This window comes from Azospirillum fermentarium, from assembly GCF_025961205.1.
GTDB classification, from domain to species: Bacteria; Pseudomonadota; Alphaproteobacteria; order Azospirillales; family Azospirillaceae; genus Azospirillum; species Azospirillum fermentarium.
This window is the reverse complement of record NZ_JAOQNH010000002.1, coordinates 777902-790916: the sequence shown is the minus strand read 5'-3', so window position 1 is coordinate 790916 and position 13015 is coordinate 777902. Positions and strand designations below refer to the sequence as shown.

General features: G+C 68.7%; 15 protein-coding genes. 7 read left to right on the top strand and 8 right to left on the bottom strand.

The window, feature by feature from the left end; translation table 11 throughout:
• Positions 1 to 139 precede the first annotated feature (139 nt).
• The 7 genes from msrP (at position 140) to M2352_RS18335 (ending at position 7369) form a co-directional block, all read left to right on the top strand.
• A complete protein-coding gene (gene msrP / locus M2352_RS18365; protein WP_264665955.1) occupies positions 140 to 1072 on the top strand; it encodes a protein-methionine-sulfoxide reductase catalytic subunit MsrP in 933 nt (310 codons plus the stop codon).
• A gap of 1 nt (position 1073) precedes the next feature.
• Positions 1074 to 1727 carry a protein-methionine-sulfoxide reductase heme-binding subunit MsrQ gene (locus tag M2352_RS18360; protein ID WP_264665954.1) on the top strand — a complete coding sequence of 218 codons (654 nt, stop codon included), beginning with the start codon at positions 1074 to 1076 and terminating at the stop codon, positions 1725 to 1727.
• 85 nt (positions 1728 to 1812) lie between these two features.
• Positions 1813 to 3975, top strand: a complete 2163-nt coding sequence (gene glgX / locus M2352_RS18355) for a glycogen debranching protein GlgX (RefSeq protein ID WP_264665953.1) — start codon at positions 1813 to 1815, stop codon at positions 3973 to 3975.
• Between the two features lie 159 nt (positions 3976 to 4134).
• Positions 4135 to 4344, top strand: a complete 210-nt coding sequence (locus tag M2352_RS18350) for a Nif11-like leader peptide family natural product precursor (protein ID WP_264665952.1) — start codon at positions 4135 to 4137, stop codon at positions 4342 to 4344.
• Between the two features lie 165 nt (positions 4345 to 4509).
• Positions 4510 to 5616, top strand: coding sequence for a hypothetical protein (locus M2352_RS18345; protein ID WP_264665951.1), 1107 nt, complete (start codon positions 4510 to 4512; stop codon positions 5614 to 5616).
• Positions 5613 to 7004: a hypothetical protein gene (locus M2352_RS18340; RefSeq protein WP_264665950.1), complete on the top strand. Its 1392-nt coding sequence runs from the start codon at positions 5613 to 5615 to the stop codon at positions 7002 to 7004. The genes M2352_RS18345 and M2352_RS18340 overlap by 4 nt, the downstream gene beginning before the upstream one ends.
• Positions 7005 to 7012: 8 nt before the next feature.
• Complete coding sequence (locus M2352_RS18335; protein WP_264665949.1) at positions 7013 to 7369, top strand: hypothetical protein; 357 nt, start codon at positions 7013 to 7015, stop codon at positions 7367 to 7369.
• Here the strand turns inward: M2352_RS18335 and M2352_RS18330 are convergent, their stop codons facing one another.
• The 8 genes from M2352_RS18330 to M2352_RS18295 all read right to left on the bottom strand — a co-directional run bounded on the left by M2352_RS18330 (position 7370) and on the right by M2352_RS18295 (position 12933).
• Positions 7370 to 7561 carry a 4Fe-4S dicluster domain-containing protein gene (locus tag M2352_RS18330; protein ID WP_264665948.1) on the bottom strand — a complete coding sequence of 64 codons (192 nt, stop codon included), beginning with the start codon at positions 7559 to 7561 and terminating at the stop codon, positions 7370 to 7372.
• A 240-nt stretch (positions 7562 to 7801) separates the two neighbouring features.
• Complete coding sequence (ureG, locus tag M2352_RS18325; protein WP_264665947.1) at positions 7802 to 8443, bottom strand: urease accessory protein UreG; 642 nt, start codon at positions 8441 to 8443, stop codon at positions 7802 to 7804.
• Positions 8440 to 9123: an urease accessory protein UreF gene (locus M2352_RS18320; RefSeq protein WP_264665946.1), complete on the bottom strand. Its 684-nt coding sequence runs from the start codon at positions 9121 to 9123 to the stop codon at positions 8440 to 8442. The genes ureG and M2352_RS18320 overlap by 4 nt, the downstream gene beginning before the upstream one ends.
• Positions 9124 to 9168: 45 nt before the next feature.
• Positions 9169 to 9684, bottom strand: coding sequence for an urease accessory protein UreE (gene ureE, locus M2352_RS18315; protein ID WP_264665945.1), 516 nt, complete (start codon positions 9682 to 9684; stop codon positions 9169 to 9171).
• 16 nt (positions 9685 to 9700) lie between these two features.
• Complete coding sequence (ureC, locus tag M2352_RS18310) at positions 9701 to 11410, bottom strand: urease subunit alpha (protein ID WP_264665944.1); 1710 nt, start codon at positions 11408 to 11410, stop codon at positions 9701 to 9703.
• Between the two features lie 12 nt (positions 11411 to 11422).
• The gene (locus tag M2352_RS18305) at positions 11423 to 11728 is read right to left on the bottom strand and encodes an urease subunit beta (protein WP_264666360.1); all 306 of its coding nucleotides are present in this window, start codon (positions 11726 to 11728) and stop codon (positions 11423 to 11425) included.
• Between the two features lie 11 nt (positions 11729 to 11739).
• Entirely contained in the window at positions 11740 to 12042 is a 303-nt protein-coding gene (locus M2352_RS18300; RefSeq protein WP_264665943.1) for an urease subunit gamma, read from the bottom strand.
• A gap of 24 nt (positions 12043 to 12066) precedes the next feature.
• Positions 12067 to 12933 carry an urease accessory protein UreD gene (locus M2352_RS18295; RefSeq protein WP_264665942.1) on the bottom strand — a complete coding sequence of 289 codons (867 nt, stop codon included), beginning with the start codon at positions 12931 to 12933 and terminating at the stop codon, positions 12067 to 12069.
• Between the last annotated feature and the right edge of the window lie 82 nt (positions 12934 to 13015).

Here is a 13015-nt window from a genome sequence, read left to right as displayed (position 1 = left end):
GTTTGTATTATGGAAAATAATGGACCTTGATCCGCCATGACCGGGATCGATCCCGGTTTCGCACCGACGGGGGGTTGATTGCACGGGGATCCGCCCGACATCTCCCGCCATAGGACCAGGACCGGAGGTTCCAAGGGATATGCTGATCTTTTCCCGCCCCGCATCGCACCTGCGCGAAAGCGCGGTGACCCCGCGGGATCTCGTGCTGTCCCGGCGCACGCTGCTGGCCGGGGGGGCTGCGGCCCTGGCGATGGGAACCGCCTTTCCCGCCGCCGCCGGCTTTGGCGCGCCCACCACGGTAAAGCCCGCGGATGCCGCCGCCGACACGGTGACCCCGTTCAAATCCTCCACCACCTACAACAATTTCTATGAGTTCGGCCCCGGCAAGAGCGACCCCTCCCGCTATGCCAATGCCCTGCCTCTGCGGCCCTGGCAGGTGGTGGTGGATGGCGAAGTCGCCAAGCCCGCTACCGTCGGCATCGAGGATCTGTTGCGCTTTCCGTTGGAGGAACGCGTCTACCGCCTGCGCTGCGTCGAGGGCTGGTCCATGGTCATTCCCTGGACCGGCTTCGCGCTGGCCGAACTGCTGAAACGGGTGGAGCCCACCAGCCGGGCGAAGTACGTGGCGTTCCAGACCGCGCTGGACATGAAGACCATGCCCGGCATCCGCTATCCTCTGCTCGACTGGCCCTACACCGAGGGGCTGCGGCTGGACGAGGCCATGCACCCGCTGGCCATTCTGGCGGTGGGTATGTACGGCGACCCGCTGCCGCCCCAGAACGGCGCCCCCATCCGGCTGGTGGTGCCGTGGAAGTACGGTTTCAAATCCATCAAGTCGGTGGTCCGCATCACGCTGGTGAAGGACCAGCCGCCCACCGCGTGGAACCGCCTGCAGCCCGACGAATACGGCTTCTACGCCAACGTCAACCCCGACGTCAGCCACCCGCGGTGGAGCCAGGCCACCGAACGGCGGGTGGGCGATTTCTTCCGCCGCAAGACCCTGCCCTTCAACGGCTATGGCGAGGAGGTGGCGTCCCTCTACGCCGGCATGGACCTGCGGGCCCATTATTGAGATGGGCAGAGCATCCGTGAAGACCGCCGCCACCGCCGCCCTCGCCTCCCCCTGGGCCAAGCCGGTGCTGTTCGTGGCCGCCCTGGTGCCGCTGGCCTGGACGGTGTGGCTGGCCCTGTCCGATGGGCTGGGGCCGGAGCCGGTGGCGGAGGCGGTGCGGCAGAGCGGGCTGTGGGCCATCCGTTTCCTGATGCTGGCCCTGGCGGTCACGCCGCTGCGCATCGTCACCGGCCTGGCCATTCTGGGCCGGTTCCGCCGCATGGTGGGGCTGTTCGCCTTCTTCTACGCCGTGGTCCATCTGCTGACCTATGTGGGCATCGACCAGTTCTTCGACTGGACGGCGGTCGGGCTCGACATCGTGAAACGCCCCTACATCACCATCGGCATGGGCGGGTTCGTCATCCTGCTGCTGCTGGCGCTGACCTCCACCGCCGGCATGGTGCGGCGGCTGGGCGGGCGGCGGTGGCGGGCGCTGCACAAGGGGGTGTTCGTGGCCGGGGCCGCCGGCTGCGCCCATTACGTGATGCTGGTGAAGGGGTGGCAGCCGGCCCCTTTCCTCTATGTCGCCATCCTGGCCCTGCTGGTGGGGGTGCGGCTGGCCCATGGGGGGATGCCCGCCCGCCGGGCGCGCGGGGGCAAGGCCGCGCTGACGTAAACTGATACAAAAAGCACGGGATCTTCCGGGCGGGGCGGCGCGTTCCCCTGATGGTAAAGCCACAGCCAGGGGATTCCCCGTGCCCATGACCGTTCCGTCGCCGCCCAAGCCGTCCGTCCTGTCCCGTGCCCGCGTGCGCGAGGGGCTGCCCTACCCCCTCGGCGCCACCTGGGACGGGCTGGGGGTGAACTTCGCCCTGTTCTCGGCCAACGCCACCAAGGTGGAATTGTGCCTGTTCGACCGTGACGGACGGCGGGAGCTGGAGCGGATCGAGCTGCCCGAATACACCGACGAGGTGTGGCACGGCTATCTGCCCGACGCCCGGCCCGGCACCGTCTATGGCTACCGCGTCCACGGTCCCTATGAACCGCGGGCCGGCCACCGCTTCAACCCCCACAAGCTGCTGCTGGACCCGTACGCCAAGGCGCTGCTGGGGCCGCTGCGTTGGTCGGACGCCCATTTCGGCTACCGCGTCGGATCGCCGCGGGGGGATCTGTCGTTCGACCGGCGGGACAGTGCGGCGGGGATGCCCAAATGCGTGGTGGTCGATCCCGCCTTCACCTGGGGCCAGGACCGCGCCCCGGCGGTGCCGTGGGAACGGACCATCCTGTACGAAGCGCACCTGCGCGGCTTCACCATGAACCACCCGGCGGTGCCGCCACAGTTCCGCGGCAGCTTCGCCGGCATGGCCCAGCCGGAGGTGGTGGACTACATCCGCTCGCTCGGCGTGACGTCGGTGGAACTGCTGCCGGTCCACGCCTTCATCGACGACCGCATGCTGCTGGAAAGGGGCCTGCGCAATTACTGGGGCTACAATTCCATCGGCTTCTTCGCTCCCGACCCCCGCTATCTGTCCACCGGCGCCATCTATGAGGTGAAGGAGATGGTCGCCCGCTATCACGAAGCGGGCATCGAGGTGATCCTGGATGTGGTCTACAACCACACCGCCGAGGGCAACGAGATGGGCCCCACCCTGTCGTTCAAGGGGATCGACAACGCCTCCTACTACCGGCTGGCGCCGGACCCGCGCTATTACATCAACGACACCGGCACCGGCAACACGCTGAACCTGTCGCACCCGCGGGTTTTGCAGATGGTCACCGACAGCCTGCGCTATTGGGTGACCGACATGCACGTGGACGGGTTCCGCTTCGACCTCGCCACCATTCTGGGGCGGGAGCCGCACGGCTTCGACCAGGGCGGCGGCTTCCTCGATTCCTGCCGGCAGGATCCGGTGCTGTCGCGGGTCAAGCTGATCGCCGAGCCGTGGGACTGCGGCCCCGGCGGCTATCAGGTGGGCGGCTTCCCCCCCGGCTGGGCCGAATGGAACGACCGTTACCGCGACACCGTGCGCGCCTATTGGAAGGGGGACGAGGGCAAGCTGCCCGATCTGGCCGCCCGCCTGACCGCATCGGGCGACGTGTTCAACCGGCGCGGGCGCAAGCCGTGGTCGTCGGTCAACTTCGTCACCGCCCACGACGGGTTCACGCTGGCCGACCTCGTGTCCTACAACGACAAGCACAACGAGGCGAACGGCGAGGACAACCGGGACGGCCATTCCCACAATCTGTCCTGGAACCATGGGGCGGAGGGGCCGACCGACGATCCCGCCGTCAATGCCCTGCGCTGGCAGCAGATGCGCAACCTGCTGGGCACCCTGCTGCTGTCGCAGGGCACGCCGATGATCCTGGCCGGCGACGAGTTCGGCCGCACCCAGCAGGGCAACAACAACGCCTATTGCCAGGACAACGCCCTGTCGTGGATCGACTGGTCCGCCATCGGCGACGAGGGGCGGGCACTGACCGATTTCGTGCGGCAATTGATCGGCCTGCGCCAGACCCACCCGCTGCTGCGGCGCGGGCGGTTCTTCACCGGGCTCTACAACTCCGATCTGGATGTAAAGGATGTGGCCTGGATCACCCCGGCCGGAACGGAAAAGACCACCGAGCAATGGCAGGATCCCATGGCCCGCTGTCTGGGCATGCTGATGGACGGACGTGCCCAGCCCACCGGCATCCGCAAGGCGGGGGTGGAATCGACCCTGCTGCTGATCGTCAACGCCTATCACGATGTGGTGCCCTTTACCCTGCCCATGGCCCCGGGCGGCGGCCGCTGGGTAACGCTGGTGGACACCGCCGATCCGGCCAGCGACACCATCCGTGCCGCCGACAGCGGAGCCGAGGTGCAGGTGGCCGGGCGGTCGTTGCTGCTGCTGGAGCGCCTGCCCGCCCGTCTTGCCCGCCCATGACACCGGGCAAGACGGAAAGGCGCGTCACAATGACGCATGCGAATCAACGCAATTTTACATAAATGACATAAGAACACCCCTGCATGCTGTTATCCTGCCCAGCATAAACAAGCGCCGCCAACCCCGGCCCCACCCCACAAGCCATGGGAGCCGTCCCGCATGGGCGAGGTTCATTTCCTGCGTTTCCTGATCGATGCGGAACGGGATCCCGATCTGCGCGCGGCGTTGCGGCGGTCGGCAGGGGATCTGCGGTCGGTGACCGATCTGGCCCGCTTCGCCCGTCAGCGCGGCTATGCCTTCGACCCCCGCGACGTGCCGGTGGAAGCGGCGCAGCGAAGTGTGCCCGCCGGCCCCGCTCCTGCGGCATAAACGCCACGCACGGGCGGGGACGTGACGGGGGCCGGTGCTTTCCGGTTCCCAATAGACGGCATTCATATAGAATGCCGGTTATCTGGTGCTGGCGGTGTGAACCGGCCGAACAGGCCCCCCCGCCCTGCCCCGCTCCCTCTTCCGGCCTCAAGGACCGCGGACGCCATGCAAGGCACCGTCATCTATGCCCCCGCCACGTTCGAGGAACGGGGGGTCGCCGTGTCCTTCACCACCCCGCTTCTGTCCCAGACCCGCGTGCGGGTGGATGAACGCCGCCGGCTGGAGGTGCTGATCCCCTCTTTTTCCGAGGGCAAGGGGATCTATGTGGTTCCGTGGAAGGTGGTGCCGGAGATGGTGGCCATGACCGTCCACGACCGTTACCTGCATGAACAGATCGTGCGGCTGGGCGTCTGCTCGCCGCAGGAGATCCGCGGTGCCCAGTTGCGCGCCGCCCGTTCCGGCCTTGCCGGACCGGAGGGGGCGAAGGCCGCCCGCGCCACCCTGGCCGAGGATCAGAAGTACCGCGCGCTGACCAACGTGCTGCTGATCGTGGAGGTGCTGCGCGCCGCCGGGCTGGAATCCGCCGATCTCGTGCGCTCCGGCCTGGACAGCCGGGAGATGGAGGCGCTGACCCGCAGCTATCTGACCCGCGCCGCCGCCTCCTTCGCCATCGACCCGGCCCAGCTCTACGAGCGCATCGCCACCCTGGCCGAGGTGGTGTGGCCCATCGGTCTGGTCACCGCGCCTGAGCCGGGGCGGCTGCGCCGCCGGCTGCGCGGGCTGGCCGATTTCCGTGACGAGCTGAACCAGTGGGCCGACGGGCACCCGTGCGATGCCGCCCCCGTGGCACGCTTCTGCGCCTCCGTCGCCACCCACACGCTGGGCAAGGGGGAGGAGCTGCTGGCCGATTTCGACCGCCGGGCGCGGGCCATCGGCACCATGATCCGCGACTGGGCCGGGCAGAGCGCCATCTTCCGCGAGGATTCGGAAAAGCTGACGTGGCTGGCCGACGGCTGGGATTTCATCCTGGGGGCGTGGGCCGAGGCGCAGGGGCGCGACGACCTGCAGGAACAGGCGATGACGGTGAACGAGATCTTCCGCATCCTGCCGCTGCTGCCCACCGGCGAGACCGCCCGCGACCAGCACGCCGAGGCCCGGTCGGTCATGGCCCAGCACCGCCGGTCGGTGCGTGCGTACGAGGATTGGCGCACCGGCGTTCTCGACACCGAAGCCGTTCACCGCATCGAAGCGATCAAGGCCAAGGCCGCATGACCGACCCGCGCGAAACGCTGAAGGATCTGCGGCACACGCTGCACGACATTCCCGAAGCGAAATTCGTGGAAATCGTCCGGCTGCTGGAACAGGTGGGCGACCTGCCCGAGGTGCGGGACACCTTCGCGTCCATCCGCCCCCGGCTGGCCCAGGTGCGCCCCGCCCGCCGCCCGACCCTGAAGCGCATCTTCTGCGACCCGTTCGAGGATGTGCTGGAGGCGGCCCGCATCACCGACGTGCCGGTGGGCCGGGTGGAGCGGGCGGCCATCGCCCCCCTGTGGCGGGTGGTGGAACAGCGCGGCGACCCCAAACAGATGGCCGCCATGGAGCAGGCGGTGCGCCGGCTGGACGGGCACGACGCCCGTGGCCGTCACACGCTGGGTTGCCGTCTGTGGTACGTGGCGGGCACCGCCCTGCGTGCCGCCCTGGCGGAGGCGGAAAAGAACGTTGCCGTCCTGCGGGATCTGTTCGACGGCGACCCGGACCTGGTGCGTCAGGCTCAGGATATCGCCGATTTCCAGGATCTCGGCCATCTGATCGCTCAGACCAAGGCCGCCCTGCCCCCCCGGCCCATCCCGGCGCTGGACGCGGACTCGGTGACCGTCCTCGGCGAGGCGGTGCGCGAGGCGGCCAAGCAGGGACCGATGAAGCCCGTGTTCCTGCTGCTGGTGGTGGCGTCGCGGATGCGCAAGCCCGCCGACCTGCTGGCAGCCCTGGGGGACGTGGATTTCGGCAAGGCCCACCGGCACAAGCCGGCCATTTTCGCCCAGCTTTCGGGGCTGGTGGTGACGTCGCTGGAGGACCGCAGCCACCGGCTGGAGGGAATGGACTCCCTGGCCCACGACCCCACCGCCGCCGTGGATCTGGCCGAACAGATGATGCAGAGCCTGGAATCCACCGTGTCGGTCATGGGCACGCTGAACGAGACCGCCTATGACGCGCGGCTGGACGGGGTGCGGCTGGCGGTCGGCGGCATGGTGTCGTCCACGGTGATCGCGCCGGCCCCGGCGGCGGTGGCCGCGTCCCTGCCGACGCTGCCGCCCCGCGGCCAGGAACTCCGGCCCCCCGACGACGCGGCCCAGGCCCGCGCCGAGGATCACATCCGCGCGCTCCGCCGCTGCCAGAGCTTCGCCGGGCCGCTGGGGCTGGAACCGGCGGTGGCCGACACGCTGAAGACCATCGGCGAGACGGTGGAAAAGCAGGCGTCGGTGCTGATGAACGGGCTGGACCGGGTGCCGCGCACCGACGACAGCCTGATGTCCATGGAACAGGCGCTGTTCTACAGCGTGCGCATGCTGGAGCTGGCCGCCGGCCCGGCGCCCGCCGACGACTTGCGGATCAGGGCGATGCAGGCTATGGACGACGCCTTCGACGGGCTGTCCGGGTAAGGTTTTCCGTGTCCGAGCTGATGAACGATGCCGCCGGCGTTGTGCTGGCGCTGGTGATCCTGTGGCTTCTGCTGCGCCTTGTGCTGTGGGCATGGCGCCATAACCGCCGTCTGGCGGCCCGGCGGCGGCGGCAGGCAGCCTATGCCGCCTATATGGACAGCCCCGAGTGGCAGGCCCTGCGGCAAGAGGCGCTGGAACGGGACGGGCGCCGCTGCCGCCTGTGCAACGCCCGCCGCGGGCTGGAGGTCCACCACCGCTATTACCCCGGCGTGATGGGGACGGAGACGGTGGACGCCCTGACCACGCTGTGCCACCCCTGCCACGAGGGCATCACCGAGATGCTGCGCGCCCGGCGGGGCGCGTGATCACGCCGGCTGGCAGCAGTCGGTGGGACAGACGGACGCGCATTGCGGCCCGTCCGTCCGCTTGCGGCACTCGGTGCATTTATCGGGGTCGATGACATAGGTGCCGCGTTTCACGGCAATCGCCCCGTTGGGGCACACGGCGACACAGGCGTCACAGGCGACGCACTCGGCGGCAACGATGCGGTAGGCCATGATGCGCGCGTCTTACTTGCGGGTCAGCAGGAAGACGAAGACGCCGATGGTCACCACGAAGACGCTGGCGGCACCGACAAGCGCGATGTAGGTCTGGGTATCGAAGTTCATGGGGGCGGTCCTCTTCAAGATCCGATCCCATGAGGCTAGGCGGGCGGCCCTGCCCTGCCTTTGCGAATCCGCAATGGGTGGCGCGAAAATCGGCAGGGTGCGTCATTTCGCGCCACACCTCCCGGTGCGTTAGCCCGGATCGGGCAACCCGCCAGTCTGGACGATGAAGCTGATGATCTCGTTCAATCCCTGGCCCGCTTTCAGGTTGGTGAACAGGAACGGGCGGTCGCCGCGCATCTTCTTCGCGTCCCGGTCCATCACCTCCAGGCTGGCGCCCACATGGGGGGCGAGGTCGATCTTGTTGATGACCAGCAGGTCGGAGCGGGTGATGCCGGGGCCGCCCTTGCGCGGGATCTTGTCGCCCGCCGACACGTCGATCACATAGATCGTGATGTCGGCCAGTTCCGGCGAGAAGGTGGCCGCCAGATTGTCGCCGCCGGATTCGATGAAGATCAGGTCCAGGTCGGGGAATTTCTCCACCATCTGATCGACGGCGGCGAGGTTGATGGAGGCGTCCTCGCGGATGGCGGTGTGGGGACAGCCGCCGGTTTCCACGCCCATGATCCGCGACGGGTGCAGCGCGCCCGAGCGGGTCAGGAACTCCGCATCCTCCTTGGTGTAGATGTCGTTGGTGATGGCGGCGACGTTCCAGTCGTCGCGCATCCGCTTGCACAAGGCGTCGGTCAGCGCCGTCTTGCCGGACCCGACCGGGCCGCCGATGCCCACGCGCAAGGGGCCGGTGTGGCCGCGGGTGATGGGGGTGAAGGTCATGAGCGGAACAGCCTCGTGTACTGTGTTTCGTGAGTGATGGAGGTCCAATCGATCATCGGCGCCCGGCTGCCCAGATCGTCCGGCCCGGCGTCCGCCGCCCATTGGGCCATGGCGTGGGCGGTGCCTTCCAAGGCGGCCAGCGCCCGTTGGCCGTCGGTCTGGCCCAGCGGCACCAGCCGCACGCCCGCCGACACCAGATTGGCGGCAACGGCGTGAGTGAACCCTTGCAAGGTATCGGCCAACGGGATGCCGGCCAGTGCGGCCGCCAGCCCCACCGCCACCGGGTGGGCGGGGGCGCGGCCCATGGCCTTGATAATCCCGGCCCAGCGGTCCAGCCCATCCAGCGGCCACGCCGCCCGCACGGTGGTGAGGAACGCCGCCCCTTGCGCCGAGGACTCAAGCGCGGTTTCCGCCGACGCGCGCATCACATCGGCCCGTTCCACCGCCCAGCGGAACCCGTCCTCGTCGCCCGCGGTCACCGCCCGGTGGGTGAGCGCCAGGAACACCCCGTCGGCCCGCCCGGCCCCGTGCTCCAGCACCGCCGCCACCCAGTGGGTCAGGGTGGCTCGGTCACGGACGAACCCGGCCTCTACCGCCTTTTCCAGCCCGTGGCTGTAGGTGTAGCCGCCGGTCGGGAAGCTGGGCGACAGCCACGCCAGCAGACGCAGGAGGGGCGTCATGAGCCGCCCCCCCTCTCCCCCCGGGGAGAGGGAGAACGGCGGGGGTCAGTGATGGTGGTGGTCATGATGATGGTGATGCCCATGATCGTGGTCATGCCCGTGCTCATGGTGGTGGTGCCCGCCACCCGCGGCATAGGCCCCGGATTCCGGCGAGAACGGCGCGTCCACCGCCGTCACCGCGGCCCCCAGCCCGTGCAGCATGTCCACGATCACATGGTCCCACCGCAGCCGCACCGCCCCGTCGCGGATCTCGACGGCCAGGTGCCGGTTGCCCAGATGCCACGCCACCCGCGCGAGATCCGTGGCGTCGGCGCAACGCACCTCCGCCAGTTTCTCACACGCGGCGGCCACGCGGATGAAGCCGCCCTCTTCCAGCGCCAGACCGTCGCCGTGCTCCAGCGCCACCGCCCGCGGCAGGTCGAGCAGGAACGCGGCTCCGGCATCGTCGGTCAAGCGGATGCGGCGGCGGAAACGGTCGTCGTGGGACAGGGTGACGGTGGCGACGGCCTCCGCCTCCGGCCACTGGCCGGCGGGGATGGCCTGTACGGCGCGGCGGGTCATCAACGGGTCTTTCTCATCAGAACAGGAAATAACGCTGGGCCATGGGCAGCACGTCCGCCGGTTCGCACAGCAGCAGCGCACCGTCGGCCCGCACCTCGTAGGTTTCCGGGTCAACCTCGATGTGGGGGGTGGCGGCGTTGTGGATCATGCCGGCCTTGGTGATGCTGCGGCAGCCCGACACCGCCAGCAGCGGGCGGGTCAGCCCCAGCGTGGCCGGCAGATCCGCCTCCAGGGCTGCCGCGCTGACGAAGGTGACGGAACTGGCCGTGCGCGCCCGGCCGAGCGCGCCGAACATGGGGCGGTAATGCACCGGCTGCGGCGTGGGGATGGAGGCGTTGGGGTCGCCCATGGGGGCGGCGGCGATGGTGCCGCATTTCAGCACCATGTCGGGCTTCACCCCGAAAAAGGCCGGCGACCACACCACCAGATCGGCCAGCTTGCCCACCTCCACCGATCCCACGTGGGACGCGATGCCGTGGGAGAGCGCCGGGTTGATGGTGTATTTGGCGACATAGCGCTTGACCCGCACATTGTCGTTGTCGCCCGTCTCCTCCGCGAAGCGGCCCCGCTGGACCTTCATCTTGTGGGCGGTCTGCCAGGTGCGGATGATGACCTCCCCCACCCGGCCCATGGCCTGGCTGTCCGACGACAGCATGGAGAAGGCGCCCAGGTCGTGCAGAATGTCTTCCGCCGCGATGGTTTCCCGGCGGATGCGGCTTTCGGCGAAGGCCACGTCCTCGGCGATGCGGGGGGACAGGTGATGGCAGACCATCAGCATGTCCAGATGCTCGTCCACCGTGTTGACCGTGAACGGCCGTGTGGGGTTGGTGGAACTGGGCAGGACGTTGTTGAGGCCGCAGACCTTGATGATGTCCGGCGCGTGGCCGCCGCCGGCCCCTTCCGTGTGGAAGGCGTGGATGGTCCGCCCCTGGAACGCCGCCACCGTGTTTTCCACGAAGCCGGATTCGTTCAGCGTGTCGGTGTGGATGGCCACCTGCACGTCGAACCGCTCGGCCACGTCCAGGCAGGTGTCGATGGCCTTGGGCGTGGTGCCCCAATCCTCGTGCAGCTTCAGCCCGCAGGCGCCGGCCCGCACCATCTCTTCGAGCGCATCCCCGCGGCTGGCGTTGCCCTTGCCGAAGAAGCCCAGGTTGATGGGCAGGGCCTCCGCCGCCTGGAGCATCCGCGCCATGTGCCAGGGGCCGGGGGTGCAGGTGGTGGCGTTGGTGCCCGCCGCCGGGCCGGTGCCGCCGCCCAGCATGGTGGTGACGCCGCTGTAAAGCGCCTCGTCCACCTGCTGCGGGCAGATGAAGTGAATGTGGGCGTCGATGCCGCCCGCCGTGATGATCTTGCCCTCGCCCGCGATCACCTCGGTGCCGGGGCCGATGACGATGGTGACACCGGGCTGGACATCGGGGTTGCCGGCCTTGCCGATGGCGGCGATGCGCCCGCCCTTCAGCCCGATGTCGGCCTTGACGATGCCCCAGTGGTCGAGGATCAGGGCGTTGGTGATAACGGTATCCATCGCCCCTTCGGCATTCGTCATCTGCGACTGGCCCATGCCGTCGCGGATCACCTTGCCGCCGCCGAACTTCACCTCTTCGCCATAGATGGTGAAGTCCTTCTCCACCTCGATGATCAGGTCGGTGTCGGCCAGGCGCAGGCGGTCGCCGGTGGTGGGGCCGTAATGGGCGGCGTAATCGGCGCGGCTGATGCGGTTTGCCATGATCTCAATCCCTTACAGAGCGCCGTTGACAAGACCATTGAAGCCGTGGACCACCCGCGCGCCGTCATAGGCGATCAGCGTCACGCTGCGGGTCTGGCCCGGCTCGAACCGCACCGCCGTGCCGGCGGGGATGTCCAGCCGGTATCCCCGCGCCGCCGCCCGGTCGAACTGCAACGCCCCGTTGGTTTCGAAAAAGTGATAGTGGGAACCCACCTGAATGGGCCGGTCACCGGTGTTGGACACATCCAGCGTCACCGTCGGACGGCCCGCGTTCAGTTCGATTTCCCCCGCCGCGGGAAGGAGTTCGCCGGGAATCATCACGTAACCTCTCAGCGGATGGGGTTGTGGACGGTGACCAGCTTGGTGCCGTCGGGGAAGGTGGCTTCCACCTGGATCTCGTGGATCATCTCCGGGATGCCGTCCATCACCTGCGCGCGGGTCAGCACGGTGGCACCGTCGCGCATCAGCTCGGCGACGCTGCGCCCGTCGCGCGCCCCTTCGACCACGAAATCGGTGATGAGCGCCACGGCTTCCGGGTGGTTCAGCTTCACGCCCCGTTCCAGACGGCGGCGGGCCACCTGGGCCGCCATGGCGACGAGAAGCTTATCTTTTTCCCGCGGAGTCAGGTTCATAGCCCTTTTCCCTCACCCTTTTTCTTAAATGACCCACAGCCGCGGCAGCCGGTCCGGCAGCCCCGCCACCCGCGCCCGGAACCCGGCCCAAAAACGGCCGTAGCCTTCGCGCAGGCGCCGGGCGTCGGTGTCGAGGAACCGCACCACCAGAACCCCGCCGACGCACGTTGCCCCGGCGTGGCCGCCCATTCCCTCCAGCAGCGCGCGGGCCTCATCCAGCCGCTCCGCCGCATCGGGGGCGGTGTAGACGATGCTGCCATAAGCCACGGCCCCGGCAAAGCCCGCCGGATGGTCCAGCACCGCGGCGCAAGCGCCGTCCAGATGCAGCGTGTCGGCCCACAGCAGCCGCCCGTCGCGGCGGATCTCCCACGCTTCCCGCGCCAGGCCTTCCGTAAAACGCTCACCGCGTGCGATGCGCCCGAACACCAGCAACTCTCCCGCCAGCACCTGGCCCGTGCCGGCCACGTCGATGCGGGTGGTGCGGTTCAGGCGGGCGCGGTCGAACAGGATGGTGTCCTGTGGCAGCCATTCCAGCCACCCGCCGTCACCGCAGGCCAGTTCCACCCCCATGGTCACGTCGGGACCGGCGGAGCGGTAGACCTTTTCCGCCGCCTGGGCCACCACCTGCGCCGCAGCGCCGTCGCCCACGCGGGCCGACACCTCCAGCCGGTCACCGCCCACCAGCCCGCCGGACGTGGTGACCAGCACCGCCATGGGTGGCTCGCCGGCCCCCGGTTGGGGGAACAGGAAGCGCAGGGGATCGTGATGATACAGGTGTAACAGCCGCGTCGGCTCGCCGTTACGGCTGTCGAACGCCACCTCCGCCCGGCCATGGATGGTCAGGCGGGCTGGTTCCTTAAGGTGGGTTCTTACCTGAAGAATATCGTTCATCACATTGATAAATAAAAGGAAAGCGACCGGGTGAGGGCCGGTGGTACGGACGGAAAACAGCCCTCACCCGGTTCCACGCTGC

Excerpts from the sequence above, each read along its gene's own strand:
- msrP (WP_264665955.1), top strand. The coding sequence starts at position 140 with ATGCTGATCTTTTCCCGCCCCGCATCGCACCTGCGCGAAAGCGCGGTG.
- M2352_RS18360 (WP_264665954.1), top strand. The coding sequence starts at position 1,074 with ATGGGCAGAGCATCCGTGAAGACCGCCGCCACCGCCGCCCTCGCCTCC.
- glgX (WP_264665953.1), top strand. The coding sequence starts at position 1,813 with ATGACCGTTCCGTCGCCGCCCAAGCCGTCCGTCCTGTCCCGTGCCCGC.
- M2352_RS18350 (WP_264665952.1), top strand. The coding sequence starts at position 4,135 with ATGGGCGAGGTTCATTTCCTGCGTTTCCTGATCGATGCGGAACGGGAT.
- M2352_RS18345 (WP_264665951.1), top strand. The coding sequence starts at position 4,510 with ATGCAAGGCACCGTCATCTATGCCCCCGCCACGTTCGAGGAACGGGGG.
- M2352_RS18340 (WP_264665950.1), top strand. The coding sequence starts at position 5,613 with ATGACCGACCCGCGCGAAACGCTGAAGGATCTGCGGCACACGCTGCAC.
- M2352_RS18330 (WP_264665948.1), bottom strand. The coding sequence starts at position 7,561 with ATGGCCTACCGCATCGTTGCCGCCGAGTGCGTCGCCTGTGACGCCTGT.
- ureG (WP_264665947.1), bottom strand. The coding sequence starts at position 8,443 with ATGACCTTCACCCCCATCACCCGCGGCCACACCGGCCCCTTGCGCGTG.
- M2352_RS18320 (WP_264665946.1), bottom strand. The coding sequence starts at position 9,123 with ATGACGCCCCTCCTGCGTCTGCTGGCGTGGCTGTCGCCCAGCTTCCCG.
- ureE (WP_264665945.1), bottom strand. The coding sequence starts at position 9,684 with ATGACCCGCCGCGCCGTACAGGCCATCCCCGCCGGCCAGTGGCCGGAG.
- ureC (WP_264665944.1), bottom strand. The coding sequence starts at position 11,410 with ATGGCAAACCGCATCAGCCGCGCCGATTACGCCGCCCATTACGGCCCC.
- M2352_RS18305 (WP_264666360.1), bottom strand. The coding sequence starts at position 11,728 with ATGATTCCCGGCGAACTCCTTCCCGCGGCGGGGGAAATCGAACTGAAC.
- M2352_RS18300 (WP_264665943.1), bottom strand. The coding sequence starts at position 12,042 with ATGAACCTGACTCCGCGGGAAAAAGATAAGCTTCTCGTCGCCATGGCG.
- M2352_RS18295 (WP_264665942.1), bottom strand. The coding sequence starts at position 12,933 with ATGAACGATATTCTTCAGGTAAGAACCCACCTTAAGGAACCAGCCCGC.